The organism is Pseudomonas sp. zfem005, assembly GCF_032621735.1.
In the GTDB taxonomy this organism is placed as follows: Bacteria; Pseudomonadota; Gammaproteobacteria; order Pseudomonadales; family Pseudomonadaceae; genus Metapseudomonas; species Metapseudomonas solani.
In genome coordinates, this window is sequence record NZ_JAVYJE010000001.1 from 664,112 (window position 1) to 682,161 (window position 18,050).

The 18,050-nt window shown below is 68.7% G+C and carries 16 protein-coding genes; 7 read left to right on the forward strand and 9 right to left on the reverse strand.

What is annotated here, in order from left to right; translation table 11 throughout:
- Positions 1-263: 263 nt before the first annotated feature.
- From RTW82_RS03095 to RTW82_RS03105, 3 genes are all read right to left on the reverse strand, one after another.
- Positions 264-953 carry an NrdJb gene (locus tag RTW82_RS03095; protein ID WP_169708402.1) on the reverse strand — a complete coding sequence of 230 codons (690 nt, stop codon included), beginning with the start codon at positions 951-953 and terminating at the stop codon, positions 264-266.
- Between the two features lie 12 nt (positions 954-965).
- Positions 966-3,101, reverse strand: coding sequence for an adenosylcobalamin-dependent ribonucleoside-diphosphate reductase (locus RTW82_RS03100; RefSeq protein ID WP_316924208.1), 2,136 nt, complete (start codon positions 3,099-3,101; stop codon positions 966-968).
- 167 nt (positions 3,102-3,268) lie between these two features.
- Positions 3,269-4,189 carry a zinc ABC transporter substrate-binding protein gene (locus RTW82_RS03105; RefSeq protein WP_031287846.1) on the reverse strand — a complete coding sequence of 307 codons (921 nt, stop codon included), beginning with the start codon at positions 4,187-4,189 and terminating at the stop codon, positions 3,269-3,271.
- A gap of 63 nt (positions 4,190-4,252) precedes the next feature.
- Between RTW82_RS03105 and RTW82_RS03110 the strand changes: the two genes are divergently transcribed.
- The 3 genes from RTW82_RS03110 to znuB are packed head-to-tail and all read left to right on the forward strand — an operon-like array spanning position 4,253 to position 6,331.
- A complete protein-coding gene (locus tag RTW82_RS03110; protein ID WP_021219856.1) occupies positions 4,253-4,753 on the forward strand; it encodes a Fur family transcriptional regulator in 501 nt (166 codons plus the stop codon).
- On the forward strand, positions 4,750-5,553 hold the full coding sequence (gene znuC / locus RTW82_RS03115) for a zinc ABC transporter ATP-binding protein ZnuC (protein WP_021219857.1): 804 nt from the start codon (positions 4,750-4,752) through the stop codon (positions 5,551-5,553). The genes RTW82_RS03110 and znuC overlap by 4 nt, the downstream gene beginning before the upstream one ends.
- The gene (gene znuB, locus RTW82_RS03120) at positions 5,546-6,331 is read left to right on the forward strand and encodes a zinc ABC transporter permease subunit ZnuB (protein WP_043243847.1); all 786 of its coding nucleotides are present in this window, start codon (positions 5,546-5,548) and stop codon (positions 6,329-6,331) included. Before znuC ends, znuB begins: the two co-directional genes overlap by 8 nt.
- Here the strand turns inward: znuB and RTW82_RS03125 are convergent.
- Positions 6,328-7,974, reverse strand: coding sequence for a GMC family oxidoreductase (locus tag RTW82_RS03125; RefSeq protein ID WP_316924209.1), 1,647 nt, complete (start codon positions 7,972-7,974; stop codon positions 6,328-6,330). The genes znuB and RTW82_RS03125 overlap by 4 nt on opposite strands.
- A 204-nt stretch (positions 7,975-8,178) precedes the next feature.
- Between RTW82_RS03125 and RTW82_RS03130 the strand changes: the two genes are divergently transcribed.
- The 4 genes from RTW82_RS03130 to RTW82_RS03145 all read left to right on the forward strand — a co-directional run bounded on the left by RTW82_RS03130 (position 8,179) and on the right by RTW82_RS03145 (position 11,746).
- Complete coding sequence (locus tag RTW82_RS03130; protein ID WP_316924344.1) at positions 8,179-9,012, forward strand: hypothetical protein; 834 nt, start codon at positions 8,179-8,181, stop codon at positions 9,010-9,012.
- A 234-nt stretch (positions 9,013-9,246) separates the two neighbouring features.
- Positions 9,247-10,254 carry a methionine ABC transporter ATP-binding protein gene (locus RTW82_RS03135; RefSeq protein WP_316924210.1) on the forward strand — a complete coding sequence of 336 codons (1,008 nt, stop codon included), beginning with the start codon at positions 9,247-9,249 and terminating at the stop codon, positions 10,252-10,254.
- Positions 10,254-10,919 (forward strand): methionine ABC transporter permease, encoded by a 666-nt coding sequence (locus RTW82_RS03140; RefSeq protein ID WP_316924211.1) that lies wholly within the window; start codon positions 10,254-10,256, stop codon positions 10,917-10,919. The genes RTW82_RS03135 and RTW82_RS03140 overlap by 1 nt, the downstream gene beginning before the upstream one ends.
- A gap of 56 nt (positions 10,920-10,975) precedes the next feature.
- Positions 10,976-11,746 (forward strand): MetQ/NlpA family ABC transporter substrate-binding protein, encoded by a 771-nt coding sequence (locus RTW82_RS03145; protein ID WP_021219863.1) that lies wholly within the window; start codon positions 10,976-10,978, stop codon positions 11,744-11,746.
- Positions 11,747-12,406: 660 nt separating this feature from the next.
- Here the strand turns inward: RTW82_RS03145 and RTW82_RS03150 are convergent.
- The 5 genes from RTW82_RS03150 to RTW82_RS03170 form a co-directional block, all read right to left on the reverse strand.
- A complete protein-coding gene (locus tag RTW82_RS03150) occupies positions 12,407-12,802 on the reverse strand; it encodes a YbaN family protein (RefSeq protein ID WP_021219864.1) in 396 nt (131 codons plus the stop codon).
- On the reverse strand, positions 12,795-13,388 hold the full coding sequence (locus RTW82_RS03155) for a biliverdin-producing heme oxygenase (protein ID WP_184488216.1): 594 nt from the start codon (positions 13,386-13,388) through the stop codon (positions 12,795-12,797). The genes RTW82_RS03150 and RTW82_RS03155 overlap by 8 nt, the downstream gene beginning before the upstream one ends.
- A 154-nt stretch (positions 13,389-13,542) precedes the next feature.
- On the reverse strand, positions 13,543-14,880 hold the full coding sequence (locus RTW82_RS03160) for a TolC family outer membrane protein (protein ID WP_410478747.1): 1,338 nt from the start codon (positions 14,878-14,880) through the stop codon (positions 13,543-13,545).
- Complete coding sequence (locus tag RTW82_RS03165; RefSeq protein ID WP_316924213.1) at positions 14,877-16,214, reverse strand: HlyD family type I secretion periplasmic adaptor subunit; 1,338 nt, start codon at positions 16,212-16,214, stop codon at positions 14,877-14,879. Before RTW82_RS03165 ends, RTW82_RS03160 begins: the two co-directional genes overlap by 4 nt.
- A complete protein-coding gene (locus RTW82_RS03170; protein WP_316924214.1) occupies positions 16,211-17,983 on the reverse strand; it encodes a type I secretion system permease/ATPase in 1,773 nt (590 codons plus the stop codon). The genes RTW82_RS03165 and RTW82_RS03170 overlap by 4 nt, the downstream gene beginning before the upstream one ends.
- Between the last annotated feature and the right edge of the window lie 67 nt (positions 17,984-18,050).

An 18,050-nucleotide genomic window follows, 5' to 3' on the forward strand; every position in this document is an offset into this window, starting at 1 on the left:
GCGCGCGAGGACGAAGCATGCTTGTCCGTGTGAAGGTAGAGCCCGCTGTGGACGTCCCTGTCGGTGCTCCGCTGCCTCAGTTCGACCCCGGCCCGGCCATCCGTGGCCGGGCGTTCGCCGGGGCAACGCATGCGTTGACCGAATGAAGGTAGAGCCCGCTGTGGACGTCCCTGTCGGTAATCCGCTGCCTCGGTTCAACCCCGGCCCGGCCGTCCTTGGCCGGTCGTTCGCCGGCGCAACGCATGCGTTGCGAAAACTCCGGCTCACCCACATTTCGAGTGCCCGCAGTTGAGGCAGGTGGCGCAGCCGTCCATTTGCACCACGGCCTGGGTGTTGCACTTGCCGCAGAGCTGGGAGCCAGGGGGGAAGCCTTCGCCAGGTTCGGCGGTGCTGGTGCCCAGGCTGGCTTCGTAGGCGGCGCGTTTTTCGGCGAGGTAGAGTTTCTGCTCCTCACCCAGTTGCTGGCCTTCCATCAGGCCGATGGCGATCAGGTGGCGCTCCAGCACCGCGCCTATCTCCGCCACCAACGAGGGCATGTAGATACCGCCGCGCTTGAGGTAGCCGCCGCGCGGGTCGAACACCGCCTTGAGCTCCTCCACGAGGAAGGTGCAGTCACCGCCCTTGCGGAACACCGCCGACATGATGCGGGTGAGGGCGACTATCCACTGGAAGTGCTCCATGCCCTTGGAGTTGATGAAGATCTCGAAAGGCCGGCGCTGCTCGTAGGCCGTGCCGGGGTTGAGCACCACGTCGTTGATGGTCACGTACAAGGCATGCTCGAACAGCGGCGACTTGATCTTGTAAGTGGCACCCACCAGGGTTTCCGGGCGCTGCAGGGTCTCGTCCATCTGCACCACGGCGGCGGCTTCCTCGGCGGCCAGGCGCACGCGCTCGGCCTCGACGTCGACCACCTTGAAGCCCTTGATCTTCTGGCTGATCTTCACGCTCATCACTGCCTCCGCGAATCAGTACTTGCCGTAATAGCCTTCTTTCAAGGCGTCGAAGAGGTTGGCGGCGCTGTGCAGCTCGCCGTCGTACTCCACCTGCTCGTTGCCCTTGAACTCCACCACGCTGCCGTCTTCCAGTTCGAAGCGGTAGCGGGTCTTCTCCAGGTCCGCGTCCTTCACCAGCACGCCCTGGAAGGCCGCCGGGTTGAAACGGAAGGTGGTGCAGCCCTTGAGGCCCTGGCGCCAGGCGTAGCGGTAGATGTCCTTGAAGTCCTCGAAGGGGTAGTCGGTGGGCACGTTGGCGGTCTTGGAGATGGACGAGTCCACCCACTTCTGCGCCGCGGCCTGGATGTCCACGTGCTCGGCCGGGCTGATGTCGTCGGCAGCAACGAAGTACTCCGGCAGCTTCTGCGCCGCGGCCTCGGCGCCCGGCACGGCGTGGGCGTTGACCAGGGTGCGGTAGGCCAGCAGCTCGTAGCTGCACACCTCGATCTTTTCCTTGGTCTTGCGCCCGGGGCGGATCAGGTTGCGCGAATAGGCGTGGGCGAAGCTCGGCTCGATGCCGTTGGAGGCGTTGTTGGCCAGGCTCAGGCTGATGGTGCCGGTGGGCGCGATGGAACTGTGGTGGGTGAAGCGTGCGCCGACCCGGGCCAGTTCCTCCACCAGCTCCGGTGCGTACTCGGCGATGCGCTGCATGTAGCGCGAATAGCGCGCGTGCAGCAGGCTGCCGGGCACCTCGTCGCCCACCTTGAGGCCGTCCGCGGCCATCTCCGGGCGCTTGCGCAGCATCTCCGCGGTCACCGCGAAGCGCTTGGCCAGCAGCGGCGCCGGGCCTTTCTCCCGGGCCAGCTCCAGGGCCTGCTGCCAGCCCACCAGGGCCATCTCGCGGGCCACTTCCTCAGTGAACACGCAGGCTTCCGGGCTGCCGTAGCGCAGGCGCAGCAGGGTCAGCGCCGAGCCCAGGCCGAGGAAGCCCATGCCATGGCGACGCTTGCTGGTGATCTCCTCGCGCTGCTGCGCAAGCGGCAGGCCGTTGATCTCCACCACGTTGTCGAGCATGCGGGTGAAGACCTTCACCACCTCGCGGAAGCGGTCCCAATCGAAGCGCGCATCCTCGCTGAAGGGCGCCTCGACGAAGCGGGTCAGATTGATCGAGCCCAGCAGGCAGGAGCCATAGGGCGGCAACGGCTGCTCGCCGCAGGGGTTGGTGGCGCGGATCGCCTCGCACCACCAGTTGTTGTTCAGGTCGTTGACCCGGTCGATGAGGATGAAGCCCGGCTCGGCGTAGTCGTAGGTGGAGACCATGATCATGTCCCACAGGTGCCGGGCCTTGAGCCGGCCATAGACGCGGCAGGCCACTAGCCCGTCCTCGCGCACCTGGTAGCCCTCGTGCACCGGCCACTCGCGCCACACCACCTGCTCGGGGTCGCCCAGGTCCACCTCGCCCAGCTCCTTGGCGTGCACGGGGAATACCAGGGGCCAGTCGTCGTCCGTCTCCACCGCCTGCATGAAGCCGTCGGTGATCAGCAGGCTGAGGTTGAACTGGCGCAGGCGCCCGTCCTCGCGCTTGACCCGGATGAACTCGCGCACGTCCGGGTGGCTGACGTCGAAGGTGCCCATCTGCGCGCCCCTGCGGCCACCGGCGGAGCTCACGGTGAAGCACATCTTGTCGTAGATATCCATGAACGACAGCGGCCCGCTGGTATGGGCGCCGGCGCCGGAAACATAGGCGCCACGCGGGCGCAGGGTGCTGAATTCGTAGCCGATGCCGCAGCCGGCCTTGAGGGTCAGCCCGGCCTCGTGGACCTTGGCCAGGATGTCGTCCATGGAGTCGTGGATGATCCCGGAGACGGTGCAGTTGATGGTGGAGGTGGCCGGTTTGTGGCCCAGGGCGCCGGCGTTGGAGATGATCCGCCCGGCGGGGATGGCGCCGTTGCGCAGCGCCCAGAGGAAGCGTTCGTACCAGTGTTCGGCGTCCTTGCCCTCCACCTCGGCCAGGGCCTTGGCGACCCGCTGCCAGGTGTGGTCGAGGGAGGTGTCGACCGCGGTGCCGTCCTTGTGCTTGAGACGGTATTTGCTGTCCCAGATATCTTCCGAAGCGGCCTGCAGGGCAATGCCCTCGCGCGCCTGGATCGTGGTGCCTGTCTTCGCCATTCGCCGGAACCTCCTGTCGTCTGGATGAACCCTTGGAAGCGGCTCACCCTATCAACATGTAGTGCCAGATCGATGACGCATATCAATATCTTGTGTCACCGAGCCAAAATCCTCGATGACACCTTAGTCGCTGGAACGCTCCCTCGCCGGGCGTTCCGTCCGAACCTTCAGAGCGCTTCCAGGCAACCGGCCAGGCCGTCGCCCAGGTTCTCCAGCAGCTTTTCGTAGCCACCGGCATCCAGGGTTGCCTGCATGCCCAGGGCGTCCAGCTCGGCCAGGCGCACCGGCAGGCCGGCGGTCAGGGTTTCGGCCAGGCGTGGACGCACCGGCGGCTCGTTGAACACGCAGCTGGGGCCGGCTTTTTGCAGCCGCGCGCGCATGGCGGCGACATGGCGGGCACCGGGCTGCACCTCGGCGGCGACGCTGAAGACCCCGGTGTGGCGCAGGCCATAAGCGGATTCGAAATAGTCGAAGGCCTCGTGGAAGACGAAGAACGGCTTGCCCGACACGGCGGCCATGCGCGCCTTGAGGCGCTGGTCGAGCTGGCCCAGGCGCTCGTCGAAGGCCTTGAGGTTGGCCTGGTAGCGGGCGGCGTTGGCCGGGTCGGCGGCGGCCAGGTCGGCGGCCATGCGCGCGGCGATCACCCGGGCGTTGGCCGGCAGCAGCCAGAGGTGGGCGTCGAGGGAGCCGGGGCGGTGGTCGTGGTCGTGCTCGTGTTCATCCTCCGCCCCGTGCTCATGCTCGTCGTGGCCGATGGCTTCGAAATGGCGCAGGGTCATGCCGGGCAGGGACTGCACCGCCACCGATGGCTTGCTGCGGCCTTCCAGCACGCGGGGGAGGAAGCCTTCCAGGTCCGGGCCGACCCAGTACAGCAGGTCCACTTCACGCACCCGCCGCACGTCGGATGGGCGCAGCGCGTACTGGTGCGGCGAGGCACCCGGGGGCAGCAGCACCTCGGGCGTGCCGACACCGTCCTGCACGGCGGCGGCGATCAGTTGCAGCGGCTTGATGCTGGCCAGCAGGCGCACTTCGGCCTGGGCCGGAAGGGCCAGGCAAGCGAGGAGAAGAAGAGGCAACAGACGTGACACGGGAACAGACTCCGGCTCGAAAGCGTAATAGAATAACGTCTCTTTGCCCGGACGTCGCCGCCCATGCTCAAGCCCATCAAGACCAAAGCCCCCCTGGCCTGCCTGCCCCACGACCATTCCCATTGCGTCCGTGATGCCCTGGCCGAAGCCGAGGTGCTCTGCGCTCGCGACGGCCTGCGCCTGACCGCCCTGCGCAAGCGCGTACTGGAGCTGGTCTGGGCCAGCCACAAGCCGCTGGGCGCCTACGACATCCTCGGGGTGCTCACCGAGGAAGACGGCCGCCGCGCCGCGCCGCCTACCGTTTATCGGGCGCTGGATTTCCTCCTGGAAAACGGCCTGGTGCACCGCATCGCCTCGCTCAACGCCTTCGTCGGTTGCAACCACCCGGGCGACGCCCACCAGGGCCAGTTCCTCATCTGCCGCGAATGCCAGACCGCCATCGAGCTCGAACAGCCGACCATCAGCAACGCCATCGTCGCCAGCGCCCAGGCCGTGGGCTTCAGCGTCGAAGGGCAGACGGTGGAGATCGTCGGCCTCTGCGCCACCTGCCGGGAGGCGGCATGAGCGACGCGCTGATCCGCCTCGACGGCGTCGGCGTCAGCTTCGCCGGCCAGGCGGTGCTGCAGGACGTCGGCCTGAGCCTGAAGCCCGGCGAGATCGTCACCCTGATCGGCCCCAACGGTGCCGGCAAGACCACCCTGGTGCGCACCGTGCTCGGCCTGCTCAAGCCCGAGCGCGGCAGCGTCTGGCGCAAGCCGCGCCTGCGCATCGGCTACATGCCGCAGAAGCTCCAGGTGGACGCGACACTGCCGCTTTCCGTGCTGCGCTTCCTGCGCCTGGTGCCGGGGGTGGACCGCGACGCCGCCCTGGCCGCCCTCAAGGAAGTGGGCGCCACCCACGTCATCGACAGCCCGCTGCAGAGCGTGTCCGGCGGCGAGCTGCAACGGGTCCTGCTGGCCCGGGCGCTGCTGCGCCAGCCCGAGTTGCTGGTGCTCGACGAGCCGGTGCAGGGCGTCGATGTCGCCGGCCAGGCCGAGCTCTACCGCCTCATCACCCGCCTGCGCGACCGCCTCGGCTGCGGCGTGCTGATGGTCTCCCACGACCTGCACCTGGTGATGAGCACCACCGACCAGGTGGTCTGCCTGAATCGCCACGTGTGCTGCTCCGGCCACCCCGAGCAGGTCAGCTTCGACCCAGCCTTCGTCGAGCTGTTCGGCCAGGACGCCAAGAGCCTCGCCGTGTACCACCACCATCACGACCATGCCCACGACCTGCATGGCGAAGTCGTGGCCACCCCCACCTTCCCCGAGGGCACCCGCTTCACGCCCGTCCACAAGCACGGCCCCGACTGCAACCATGGCTGATTTCCTCGTCAACGCGCTTCTCGCCGGTCTCGCCCTGGCCCTGGTGGCGGGCCCGCTCGGCTCCTTCGTGGTCTGGCGGCGCATGGCCTACTTCGGCGACACCCTGTCCCACGCCGCGCTGCTGGGCGTCGCCTTGGGGCTGATGCTGGATGTCAGCCCCACCCTGGCGGTCACCGTCGGCTGCGTGCTGCTGGCCGTGCTGCTGGTGACCCTGCAACAACGCCAGCCGCTGGCCTCGGACACCCTGCTGGGCATCCTCGCCCACAGCACCCTGTCCCTCGGCCTGGTGGCCCTGAGCTTCATGAGCGAGGTGCGCATCGACCTGATGGGCTACCTGTTCGGCGACCTGCTGGCGGTGAGCCCCACCGACCTGGCCTGGATCCTCGGCGGCAGCGCCCTGGTGATGCTGATCCTCATCCCGCTGTGGCGGCCGCTGCTGGCCATCACCGTGCACGAGGAACTGGCCCGGGTCGAAGGCCTGCCGGTGGCAGCGATACGCCTGGCGCTGATGCTGCTGATCGCCGTGGTCATAGCCGTGGCCATGAAGATCGTCGGCGTGCTGCTGATCACCTCGCTGCTGATCATTCCCGCCGCCGCCGCCCAGCGCCACGCACGCACCCCCGAGCAGATGGCCGCCGGTGCCAGCCTGCTGGGCCTGGTGGCGGTGTGCGCCGGCCTGGCGCTGTCCTGGTTCAAGGACACCCCCGCCGGCCCCTCCATCGTCGTCTCGGCGGCGGCACTGTTCCTCCTCAGCTTCGCCCTGCCCAAGCGCACCTAGCCACTCACCACCTGCGCCACGGTCGCCTTCGCAGCGCCCGTGGCCGCGTCCACCAGGATCATCCGTGCCGCCTTCTCGGCGATCATCAGGGTCGGCGAGCAGGTGTTGCCGGAGACGATGGTCGGCATGACCGACGCATCCACCACCCGCAACCCCGGCACCCCGTGCACCCGCAGGCGCGCGTCCACCACCGCCTCGCGGCCCTGGCCCATGCGGCAGGTGCCCACCGGGTGGAAGATGGTGGTGCCAATGGCCCCGGCCGCCTGGCGCAACTCCGCCTCGCTCTGCAGCGCCGGACCCGGCAGGTACTCCTCCGGCCGGTAGCGCGCCAGGGCCGGTGCGGCGGCGATGCGCCGGGTCAGGCGGATCGCGTCGGCAGCCACGCGCAGGTCCTCGTCCTCGCTCAGGTAGTTCGGCTGGATCAGCGGCGCCGCACTGGCCTCGGCGGCGCGGATATCCACCCGCCCGCGGCTGGCCGGACGCAGGTTGCACACCGAGGCGGTGAAGGCCGGGAAGGCGTGCAGCGGCTCGCCGAAGCGCTCCAGGGACAGCGGCTGCACGTGGTATTCGAGGTTGGCGCGGTCCTGCTCCGGGCCGCTGCGGGCGAAGGCGCCCAGCTGGCTCGGCGCCATGGCCAGCGGGCCGCTGCGGCTGAGCAGGTAGCGCAGGCCCATGCCGGCCTTGCCCCAGAGGCTGCCGGCCATCTGGTTGAGCGTCGGCACGCCGCTGACCTTGAAGATCAGCCGCAGCTGCAGGTGGTCCTGCAGGTTGCCGCCGACGCCCGGCAGCTCGTGGCGCACGGCGATGCCCAGCCCTTCCAGCAGCGGGCGCGGGCCGATCCCCGAGCGCTGCAACAGGGTGGGCGAACCGATGGCCCCGGCGCTGAGGATCACCTCGCGGGCGCGGAACTCCCGGGCCTGGCCCTGCCAGCGGGCCAGCACGCCCCGGGCGCGACCGTCCTCCAGCAGCACCCGCTCGGCCTCGACGCCGGTGAGCACCGTGAGGTTGGGGCGCTGGCGCGCGGGGCGCAGGTAGGCCTTGGAGGCGTTCCAGCGCACCCCGGAGCGCTGGTTGACCTGGAAGTAGCCGCAGCCTTCGTTGTCGCCGGTGTTGAAGTCCTCCACCGCAGCGATGCCGGTCTCGCCCGCCGCCTCGCGGAAGGCGTCCAGCAGGTCCCAGGACAGGCGCTGGCGCTCCACCCGCCATTCGCCGCCGGCGCCGTGGTGCTCGGAAGCGCCGCCGTGGTGGTCCTCGCAATGCTTGAACAGCGGCAGCACGTCGCTCCAGCCCCAGCCCGGGTTGCCCAGGGCGGCCCAGTGGTCGTAATCCGCCGCCTGGCCACGCATGTAGATCATCCCGTTGATCGACGAGCTGCCACCCAGCACCCGTCCACGGGGGTAGCCCAGGGCGCGGCCGTTGAGGCCCGGCTCGGCCTCGGTGCGGTAGCACCAGTCGGTGCGCGGGTTGCCGATGCAATAGAGGTAGCCGACAGGGATGTGGATCCACGGGTGGTTGTCGCGGCCCCCGGCTTCCAGCAGCAGGACCCGATGCCGCCCGTCGGCCGAAAGCCGGTTGGCCAGCAGGCAACCGGCGGGGCCGGCGCCGACAATCAGGTAGTCGTAGGGGCTGTTGTCAGGCTGCATCGGAACCTCGCCAGAGCGTGTAATTGTTGTCGTTCACCATGGTAGGGAAGCCGCCGCAGAAATACAGGACGAACGGCGAACGGCGCGCGGGCCGCCTGGTCTGATAGCACGCAGATGGCCAAAAAGTGGCCCCGACTTTTGTCCTGCCCGGTCGCGCAGTGTAGAATTGCGCGTTTTTTGAGCAACACGAGACTTGCAGGAATGATGCTGTTCGCAACCCGATACCTTCCCGTTATCGCGATTTCCCTGCTGTTAGCCGCGTGCCAGAGCAAACCGCAGGTGGCCAGCCTGCCCACCGACGACCTGGTCACCAGTTTCCGTCAGCTGGACCTGAGCCTGAACAACGGGCAGCTGGCCGACGCCGAAACCCAGCTCAAGGACCTCCAGCAGCGCGCCGCCGGCGACACCCGCCTGGAGCAGTACCAGCGCCAGCTCACCGAAGCCTGGCTGAAGAAAGGCCAGGCCGCGCTGCAGCAGGGCGACCTGGACACCGCCACCACCGCCCTCAGCCACGCCCGCAGCCTGATGCCCCAGGCCCCGGCGCTGACCACCGGCCTCGACGGCGCCATCGCCCAGGCCCGCGCCAGCGAGCTGGACCGCGCCGAGCAAGCCCGCACCGCCACCGAGCAGGCCGCCGCCAAAGAAGTCGCCGCCCGTACCGAGCAGGCCCGCCAGCAGCGCCTCGCCCTGGAGCGCCAGGCCGCCGAAGCCGCCAAGCTGGTGGCCATCCCGGCACCCGTGGCGCAGCCGGCCGCAGCCGCCAAGCCCGTACGCCGCGTGGCCAACCAGGTGGCGCTGCCGATGCTGGACAACGACGACAACGAGCGCCTGCGCAGCCTGCTCGATGCCGTCGCCGCCGACGTGGTCGCCTTCGACTGCGGCGTGCGCCTGCAGGTGCGCGAAGCCAAGCAGTACCCCTGGGTCGTGGCCCTGCTTTCCGCCCGGGTGAAGAAGCTCGACCCCAGCTACAAGCTGCGCGTGGACCACAGCGTCGACCCCGCCAAGGTGCCGAACCTGGTGCTCAGCCCGAAGAGCTGAGGCCCCGGCCCGCGCGCGCCGGGCTCCACCCGACCTACGTCACGCAACGCCGATCCGTAGGGCGGGTGGAACCCGCGTTTACCCCCGCCATGGCGTGACGCGCGTACTCCCATTCTTATTCCAACTGGCTATAGCCATAGGCCGACAAAGATTTTCGGCGCCTATGCGTGAACAGGTAAACTACTCGGCTTTTTAGGCCCCATCCGGCCCCCGAGAACCCACAAGGTTTCCCCCGTGATCGAATTCCATGACGTCCACAAGGCGTATCGCGTCGAAGGCCGCGAGATTCCGGCCTTGCAGCCCACCGACCTGCGCGTCGAGCAGGGCGAGGTGTTCGGCCTGATCGGCCACTCCGGCGCCGGCAAGAGCACCCTGCTGCGCCTGATCAACCGCCTGGAAGAACCCAGCGGCGGGCGCATCGTCATCGCCGGCGAAGACGTCACCGCCCTCGACGCCGAAGGCCTACGCCGCTTCCGCCAGCGCGTCGGCATGATCTTCCAGCACTTCAACCTGCTGTCTTCCAAGACCGTCGCCGACAACGTCGCCCTGCCGCTGAAGCTGGCCGGCGAGCTGTCGCGCAGCGAGATCGACGCCCGCGTCGCCGAGCTGCTGGCCCGCGTCGGCCTCAGCGACCATGCGAAGAAGTACCCCGCCCAGCTTTCCGGCGGCCAGAAGCAGCGCGTCGGCATCGCCCGCGCCCTGGCCACCCAGCCGAAGATCCTGCTCTGCGACGAGGCCACCAGCGCCCTCGACCCGCAGACCACCGGCCAGGTCCTGCAGCTGCTGGCGGAGATCAACCGCGAGCTGAACCTGACCATCGTCCTCATCACCCACGAGATGGACGTGATCCGTCGCGTCTGCGACCGCGTCGCGGTGATGGATGCCGGCGTCATCGTCGAGCAGGGCCCGGTGGCGGATGTGTTCCTCCACCCGCAGCACCCCACCACCCAGCGCTTCGTCCAGGAGGACGAGCAGGTGGACGAGGGCGAGCAGCGTGACGACTTCACCCACGTCCAGGGCCGCATCCTGCGCCTGACCTTCCGCGGCGAAGCCACCTACGCGCCGCTGCTGGGCACGGTCGCGCGCCGCACCGGCGTCGACTACAGCATCCTCGCGGGGCGTATCGACCGCATCAAGGACACCCCCTACGGCCAGCTGACCCTGGCCCTCACCGGCGGCGACATCGAGGCCGCGCTGACCTGCTTCCGCGAAGCGGACGTGCACCTGGAGGTCCTGCGCTGATGAACGAGCTCATCGCCAACATCGACTGGTTCGAAATCTGGCTGGCCAGCCTGGACACCCTGCTGATGCTGGGCGGCTCCCTGCTGTTCACCGTGCTGCTGGGCCTGCCCCTGGGCGTGCTGCTGTTCCTCACCAGCCCGCGCCAGCTGTTCGAGAACCGCGCCGTCTACAGCCTGCTGTCGCTGGTGGTGAACGTGCTGCGTTCGCTGCCCTTCATCATCCTGCTGATCGTGATGATCCCCTTCACCGTGTTCATCACCGGCACCTCCCTGGGTGTCGCCGGCGCCATCCCGCCGCTGGTGGTGGGCGCCACGCCGTTCTTCGCGCGCCTGGTGGAAACCGCCCTGCGCGAGGTGGACCGCGGCATCATCGAAGCCACCCAGTCCATGGGCGCCACCACCCGCCAGATCGTGGTCAACGCCCTGCTGCCGGAAGCGCGCCCGGGCATCATCGCCGCCATCACCGTCACCGCCATCACCCTGGTGTCCTACACCGCGATGGCCGGCGTGGTGGGCGCGGGCGGCCTCGGCGACCTGGCCATCCGCTTCGGCTACCAGCGCTTCCAGACCGACGTGATGGTGGTCACCGTGGTGCTGTTGCTGGTGCTCGTCCAGATCCTGCAAACCATCGGCGACAAGCTGGTGGTGCATTTCTCGCGCAAGTGAAAGGATGGCCGGCGTCCAACCCGACCCGGCCCTCGCATTCTCATAAGGAGCGTTCCATGAAAAAACTGCTGGTGGCCGCTGCCGCCTTCGCCGCCCTCTCCGCCCAGGCCGACACCCTGACCGTGGCCGCCACCCCGGTGCCCCACGCGGAAATCCTCGAATTCATCAAGCCGCAGCTGGCCAAGGAAGGCGTGGACCTGAAGATCAAGGTCTTCACCGACTACGTGCAGCCCAACGTGCAGGTCGCCGAGAAGCGCCTGGACGCCAACTTCTTCCAGCACCAGCCGTACCTGGATGAGTTCAACAAGGCCAAGGGCACCCAGCTGGTGAGCGTCGCCGGCGTGCACATCGAGCCCTTCGGTGCCTACTCCACCAAGATCAAGAAACTCGACGAGCTGCCCCAGGGCGCCGCGGTGGTCATCCCCAACGACGCCACCAACGGCGGCCGTGCGCTGCTGCTGCTGGACAAGGTCGGCGTGATCAAGCTGAAGGACAACACCAGCATCACCGCCACCCCCAAGGACATCGCCGAGAACCCCAAGGGCATCAAGGTGCGTGAGCTGGAAGCAGCCACCCTGCCGCGCGTGCTGACCCAGGTCGACCTCGCCCTGATCAACACCAACTACGCCCTGGAAGCCAAGCTGAACCCCACCAAGGACGCCCTGGCCATCGAAGGCAGCGACTCGCCCTACGTGAACATCCTGGTGTCCCGCCCGGACAACAAGGACAGCGCCGACATGCAGAAACTGGCCAAGGCCCTGCACAGCCCCGAGGTGAAGCAGTTCATCCTCGAGAAGTACAAGGGCGCCGTGGTCCCGGCGTTCTGATCGCTTCCCGGTCATGAAAAAGCCCGCTCATCGAGCGGGCTTTTTTGTGGGCGCGGAACGGCGTTAATCAAGGCTCTGTCTGCGTTAGCTGTTGTAGTTTTAAAGCAAGCGCTCAAGCACAGCCCTTTCCGGGCGCCCAAAGGTTTGTGCCTGCTCCGCCGCATGGGTTTCGCTTCGCTCTACGCCATCCTACGAAAGCCGTCGCCACGTGCGCGCTGGGTTGGTGCGTACATCAATGCGAGATGGAGCGAAAGAAAGTTGGAGCAGCCGCCAAACGCCCCTTTCAGGAGGCCGAGCGAATCGTCGTGGAAGGGGTTGAGCGACATGGATGTCGCGAGAGCCGCGATGGGCCAGGGATGGCCCTTCGCGGCGTGCCCCTGGAACGATGATGGAGCGAGGGAAGTCTTGCGAAGCCAGACCCGTATGCAGGGGCAAGCCCTTTTGGTTCCTTTTAAGGCGATTGTTAAAAGGGACTCGCCCGGGCGGGCGAAACCAGAAGCACCAGCAAAGCTCGGCAATCAGCTGGGCTCAACTCTTCTAGCAACACTTAACGCAGACAGAGCCTTAATCAACATCGTAGGGCGGGTGAAACCCGCGTGTTCACCGTGCTCGGTCGTCGGGTTTCACCCGACCTACGAAACGGCGCCAGGGTGCGGGTCTTCAGCCCGCGTCCGGCAAACGCTCCGGGCGCGACCAGATCCACGCGGCGCCGATGGCCATGCCGATGCCGGCCATGATCACCGACGGCAGGTGCGGCACGGTGCAGGCCATCAGCGTCAGGCCCAGGCACATGCTGGTACTGGCGACGACCTTGGTGCGCCGGGTGATGACCCCGCCGTTGCGCCAGTTGCGTAGCGAGGGGCCGAGCAGGCGGTGGTTCTCCAGCCAGGCGCTGAGGCGCGGCGAGCCCTTGGCCGCCGCCCAGGCCGCCAGCAGCACGAACTCGGTGGTGGGCAGCCCCGGCAGCACCACACCCAGCAGCGCCAGGCCGATGAACAGGTAGGCGAGGGCCTGCCACAACCAGCGCAGCGGCCCTCGCGCAACGGCCTCAGGCAAAGCAGCGCTCCAGGTGATCAGCGAAGCGGTTGAAGGCAGCGATGGCGGCGGCCTCTGCGTGGCGCTCCTGCTCGGCGTCCAGCTCGATGCCATCGAGGGTGGCGACGAAGCTCTTCCAGCCCTGGGCGCGGCCGCCCTCCGGGTCACCCAGGTGACGGGCGCCGAAGCTGTCGGACAGCTGCAGCGCCTCGGCGCGCTTGTAGAGGAAGGCGGCGCCGAGCTTGGAGCCCTCGGAAACGAACAGCCAGCCCAGGGCGGCACCCAGCGGGTGCTTGGCGCCACGCACGCTCTCGTCACCCTCGGGCACGGCCTGGCCCAGGTCGGCCAGGTCGAGGCGCGCCTGCTCGTGGCGGGCGCGGCTGGCGAGGTTGTCGAAGATCAGGCCCAGTTCGGCGTCGGCATAGAGCGCGGCCAGGTCGTACTGGAACAGGTACTGGGCGGCGACGAAGCGGGCGAAGTTCTCGCGGTTGCCGAAGGGGTCGTGGCTCTTCACCAGGGCGTCCAGGCGGCTGTGGGGCTCGTGGGTGAGCTGGTTGAGGCGCTGGGAACGCAGGGGATGGGAGAGTTGCGACTGGGAAGCGGTCATGACGATGTCTCGATTCGGGTTGGCCTGCCCGGTCGATCGGCCGGGCTTTGCACTGGATGACGTTTCAGCGAATGAAACTCAGTAAAAAATATTCCGAACGGTTTTCCCCGGGCTGAAACCCGGGCTACATCCGGGTATGGAACCCGATGCGGAGTCAGCTGCGGGCCTGGAAATACCCGGCCAGCACGTCCAGGTCGCCGGCCTCCAGCAGGCCGGCGTGGTACTTCAGCTGCAACCAGGCGCGCAGGTAGCCGTAGCGGGCCTGGGCCAGGTCGCGCCGGGCGCTGTAGAGCTGCTGCTCGGCGTTGAGCACATCGAGGTTGACCCGTTCGCCACCCGTCACGCTGCGCCTGGTGGCCTCGATCAGGGTGCTGGCCGATTCCACCGCCAGCTCGTAGGCACGCACCTTGGCACCGCTGCTGACGCAGAGGTTGAACTGCTTGCGCAGCTGGTTGAGGGTCTCGGCGGTCTGCGCATCCAGGGCATGGCTGGCGCGCTCCATCTCGGCGGCAGCCTGGCGGGTGGAGGCGGAGACCGCGCCACCGGCGAACAGCGGCAGGCTGATCTGGATGCCGATGCTGTCGGTGTCGTACTTCTGGTTGTAGGTGCTCTCCGAGCTGGAGCTGGTCTTGCTGGTGCTGGCGTAGGCGCTGAGGGTCGGCAGGTGGCCGGCGCGGTTGCGCTCCACCGCGTAGCTGGCGGCGTCCACCGCGTGGCGTTGGGACGCCAGCTCGGGGTTGCTGGCCAGGGCCAGGTCGCGCCAGGTCTCGAAGCGCGCCGGTTGCAGCGGCTGCACGTGGAAGCCCTCGGCCAGGGGTGTCAGGTCCTGGATGTCCAGCGGCTCGCCAACGATGGCCTGCAACTCGCGCAGGGCCGCATCGAGGTTATCCACAGCCTCGATCTCCTGGGCCTGGGCCAGGTCGTAGCGGGCGCGGGTTTCCAGCAGGTCGGTGCGGGTGCCTTCGCCGGCCTCGAACAGGCGCTGGTTGAGCTGCAACTGCTCGGCATAGGCGCGGCGCTGGGCCTGGGCGAGGGCGATCTGCTCGCTGGCGAACAATGCCTCGCTGTAGGCATTGAACAGCCGCACCGCCAATTCCTGGCTGCGGCTGCGCAAGCGCTCGTCGGCCAGCAGCGCCTTGGCCTCGCCCTGGCGGTACTCGGCCCAGGCGGCGTAGTCGAACAGCGGCTGCTGCAGGGTGAAGGTGGAGGAGTAGCTGCGGTAGTCCCGCTCGTTGGTGATGTCGCCGATCACGGTGGACTGGGTCACCTTCGAGTCGTTGCGGCCGTTGTTGTAGCTGTAGGAGAGCTTGGGCAGCAGCGCCGCGCGGCCGATGATGCGCTCCTCCTGGCCGGCGTCGCGCTCGGCGAGGGCGGCGTGGAAGGTCGGGTCGTTGCGCAACGCCAGGGCATAGGCGTCGCGCAGCTCCAGGGCGCTGGCGGGGAATACGGGCAACAGCAGGAAGAGGGCGAACAGCAGGCGCATCGGGCTCATTCCTCCGTCAGCGCGACGTGGGCGCGGTCGGTCAGCGGCTTGAACAGGTAGTTGAGCAGCGAGCGCTCGCCGGTGCGCACGAAGGCTTCCACCGGCATGCCGGGGCGGATCTGCACGCCGGCCAGCTTGTGCATACCCTCGTCGCTCACCTGCACACGCATGCGGTAGTAGGGGATGCCGGTCTTCTCGTCCTGCAGGCGGTCGGCGGAAACCAGCGTCACCCGGCCCTCCACCCGCGGGGTCAGACTCTGGTTGAAGGCGACGAACATCAGCTCCACCGGCAGGCCGGGCTGCAGGGTGTCCACCAGGTCCACCGGCACCTGGGCGTCCACCAGCAGCGGCGCGTCCTGGGGGACGATCTCCATCAGCTTCTGCCCGGGGCTGATCACCCCGCCCTCGGTGAACACGCTGAGGCCCACCACCACGCCGCCGCTGGGCGCGCGCACCTGGGTGTTGGCCAGTTCGAACTCGGCGCCGCGCAGGCGGTTGGCCAGGTCCTCGGCGCGCACCTGCTCCTCGGCGAGCTGGCCGCGCACTTCCTTCTGGTATTCCTCGCGGCGCTGGCCGGCGTTCAGGCGCAGCTCGGCCACCTGGCGCTGCAGCCGGCCGATATTGCCCAGGTCCTCGGAGAGGGTGCCGTTGATCTGCGCCAGCAGGCGCTCGTTCTCCAGCAGGCGGTTGCGGGCGATGTAGCCGTCACGGGCCAGGTCGCGCAGACCGCGCAGCTGTTCTTCCAGGGTGTCGCGCTGGGCTTCCTTGCTCGCCATCGAGGCGCGCAACCCCTGGAGGATGGCCTGGGTGCCGGCGATGCTTTCATCGATGGCCGAAAGCTCCATGCGCAGCGCCTGGCGCCGGCTGTTGAGCAGCTGGCGTTGCAGGGCCAGGCTGGCGGCGACGCGGGGTTCGCTCTCGCTGGCCAGCAGGTCGTCGGCGAAGGTGATGGTTTCCAGCCCATCGCGCTCAGCGGTCAGCCGCGCCTCGGCGGCGCGTGCCCCGAGGTACTGGGCATGCAGGGATTCCCGCTGCGCCCGCGCCTGGGTGGCGTTGACCTGCACCAGCACCTGGCCGGCCTGCACCGTGTCGCCATCGCGCACCAGGATGCGCTCCACCACGCCGCCGCCGGGGTGCTGCACGGCCTTGCGGCTGTCGGCGACCACCACGCTGCCGGAGACCGGCACGCCCTTGTCCAGGGGCGCCAGCGCGGCCCAGGCCATGAAGCCGCCGAAGCCCAGCAGCACCAGCCACCAGCCGAGGCGGGTAAAGCGTCGTTCGTCCAGGGGCAGCACCGGCGCCAGGGTCGGCTCGGGGGCCTTTTCCACCACATGCAGGCTCATGATTGCACCGGGGCGGCGGGGCCGCTGGCGTAGCTCACGCTCAGGCTCGGGGCCGCACGCAGGGGCGCGGCTGCCGGGGTGGCGGGCCGCCCTTGCAGGTCCTGCCAGACCCGCGCCGCCGGGCCGAAGGCCTGCATCTGCCCGCCCCGCAGCACCAGCAGCTTGTCGGCACCGGCCAGCAGCGAGGGCTTGTGGGTGACCATCACCAGGGTGCGGCGCAGGCGGCGCAGCTCGGCGATGGCCGCCAGCAGCGCCTGCTCGCCGGCTTCGTCGAGGTTGGCGTCGGGCTCGTCGAGCACGATCAGCGCCGGCAGGCCGTAGAGCGCACGGGCCAGGCCGATGCGCTGCTTCTGCCCGCCGGAGAGGCCATTGCCGCCGTCGCCCAGCGGCGTGTCGTAGCCCTGGGGCATGCGCAATACCAGTTCATGCACGCCGGCCAGGCGCGCGGCAGCGACCACCTTCTCCGCGTCCACCTCGGCGAAGCGCGCGATGTTCTCGGCGATGCTGCCGGCGAACAGTTGTACGTCCTGGGGCAGGTAGCCCAGGTAGGGGCCGAGGGCGGCCTTGTCCCATTGCTGCAGGTCGGCACCATCCAGGCGCACCTTGCCCGCCTGGGGGGCCCAGACGCCCACCAGCAGCCGTGCCAGGCTGGATTTGCCGGAGCCCGATGGGCCGAGCACGCCGAGGGTTTCCCCGGCCGGCAGGGCGAAGCCCAGGTTGAGCAGGGCGGGAATGCGGCTGCCCGGCGCGGCAGCGCTGAGCTGCTCCACACTCAGGTTGCCCTCGGGCACCGGCAGCGGCATCGCCTGGGGTCGGCGCGGGTGGGCCTGGAGCAGGGCCACCAGGCGCTGGTAGGCCAGCCGCGCGGCGCTCCATTGCTTCCAGGCGCCGATCAACTGGTCCAGCGGCGCCAGCACCCGGCCCATGAGGATGGAGCCGGCGATCATCATCCCCGGCGTCACCAGGCCGATCACTGCCAGCCAGGCACCGAGGCCGAGCACCAGGGACTGCAGGGCGATGCGGGCGATCTTCGACAGTGCGCCGATCATCGCCGTGCGCTCGCTGGCCAGGTTCTGCTGGCGGAGGAACTCGCCATGGCCGGCGAACCAGCGGCTGCGCAGGGCGCCGAGCATGCCCATGGCTTCGATCACCTCGGCGTTGCGCAGGCTGCTGCCGGCCTGCTGGGAGGAGCGGATCGACAGGCGGCTGGCGGCAGCCAGGGGCTCGGCGGACACCCGCTCGTTGAGCCAGGCCAGCAGCACCAGGATCAGCGAGCCGACCAGGGCGAACAGCCCGAGCCAGGGGTCGAAGAGGAAAATCACCCCCAGGTAGGCGGGGAACCAGGGCGCGTCGAAGAAGGCGAACAATGAGGGCCCGGTGACGAACTGGCGCAGGGTGGTGAGGTCGTTCAGCGCCTGGGCGGCGGCCTGGTCGCCACTCTTCAGGCTGGACTCGAAGGCCGCGCTGTAGACCCGCTCGTTGAGCTGCATGTCGAGGCGTGCGCCGATGCGGATGACCACGAAGCTGCGCACGTATTCCAGCAGCCCCATGAAGGCGAACAGGCCGAGCACCATCAGCGTGAGCATGGCCAGGGTCATGGTGTTGCCGGAGGCCAGCACCCGGTCGTAGACCTGCAGCATGTAGAGCGCCGGGGCGAGCATCAGCAGGTTGATGACGGCGGTGAAGATGCCGACGCTGCGAAAACTCGACCGGAACAGCCCCAGCGCGGTGAGGATCTCGTTGCGCGGGCCCTGCTGTTGTGTGGCCATGACCGACTAGCTCCTGCGACATGCGCCCGGCGGGCATTGACGTGCCCCCGGGCGCCTTTCAGAATTC

Bases quoted from the DNA above. Each gene is read 5' to 3' on its own strand.
- RTW82_RS03160 (WP_410478747.1), bottom strand. From the start codon at position 14,880: ATGAGCCCGATGCGCCTGCTGTTCGCCCTCTTCCTGCTGTTGCCCGTA.
- RTW82_RS03100 (WP_316924208.1), bottom strand. From the start codon at position 3,101: ATGGCGAAGACAGGCACCACGATCCAGGCGCGCGAGGGCATTGCCCTG.
- RTW82_RS03125 (WP_316924209.1), bottom strand. From the start codon at position 7,974: ATGCAGCCTGACAACAGCCCCTACGACTACCTGATTGTCGGCGCCGGC.
- RTW82_RS03130 (WP_316924344.1), top strand. From the start codon at position 8,179: ATGCTGTTCGCAACCCGATACCTTCCCGTTATCGCGATTTCCCTGCTG.
- znuB (WP_043243847.1), top strand. From the start codon at position 5,546: ATGGCTGATTTCCTCGTCAACGCGCTTCTCGCCGGTCTCGCCCTGGCC.
- RTW82_RS03110 (WP_021219856.1), top strand. From the start codon at position 4,253: ATGCTCAAGCCCATCAAGACCAAAGCCCCCCTGGCCTGCCTGCCCCAC.
- RTW82_RS03140 (WP_316924211.1), top strand. From the start codon at position 10,254: ATGAACGAGCTCATCGCCAACATCGACTGGTTCGAAATCTGGCTGGCC.
- RTW82_RS03155 (WP_184488216.1), bottom strand. From the start codon at position 13,388: ATGACCGCTTCCCAGTCGCAACTCTCCCATCCCCTGCGTTCCCAGCGC.
- RTW82_RS03165 (WP_316924213.1), bottom strand. From the start codon at position 16,214: ATGAGCCTGCATGTGGTGGAAAAGGCCCCCGAGCCGACCCTGGCGCCG.
- znuC (WP_021219857.1), top strand. From the start codon at position 4,750: ATGAGCGACGCGCTGATCCGCCTCGACGGCGTCGGCGTCAGCTTCGCC.
- RTW82_RS03170 (WP_316924214.1), bottom strand. From the start codon at position 17,983: ATGGCCACACAACAGCAGGGCCCGCGCAACGAGATCCTCACCGCGCTG.
- RTW82_RS03145 (WP_021219863.1), top strand. From the start codon at position 10,976: ATGAAAAAACTGCTGGTGGCCGCTGCCGCCTTCGCCGCCCTCTCCGCC.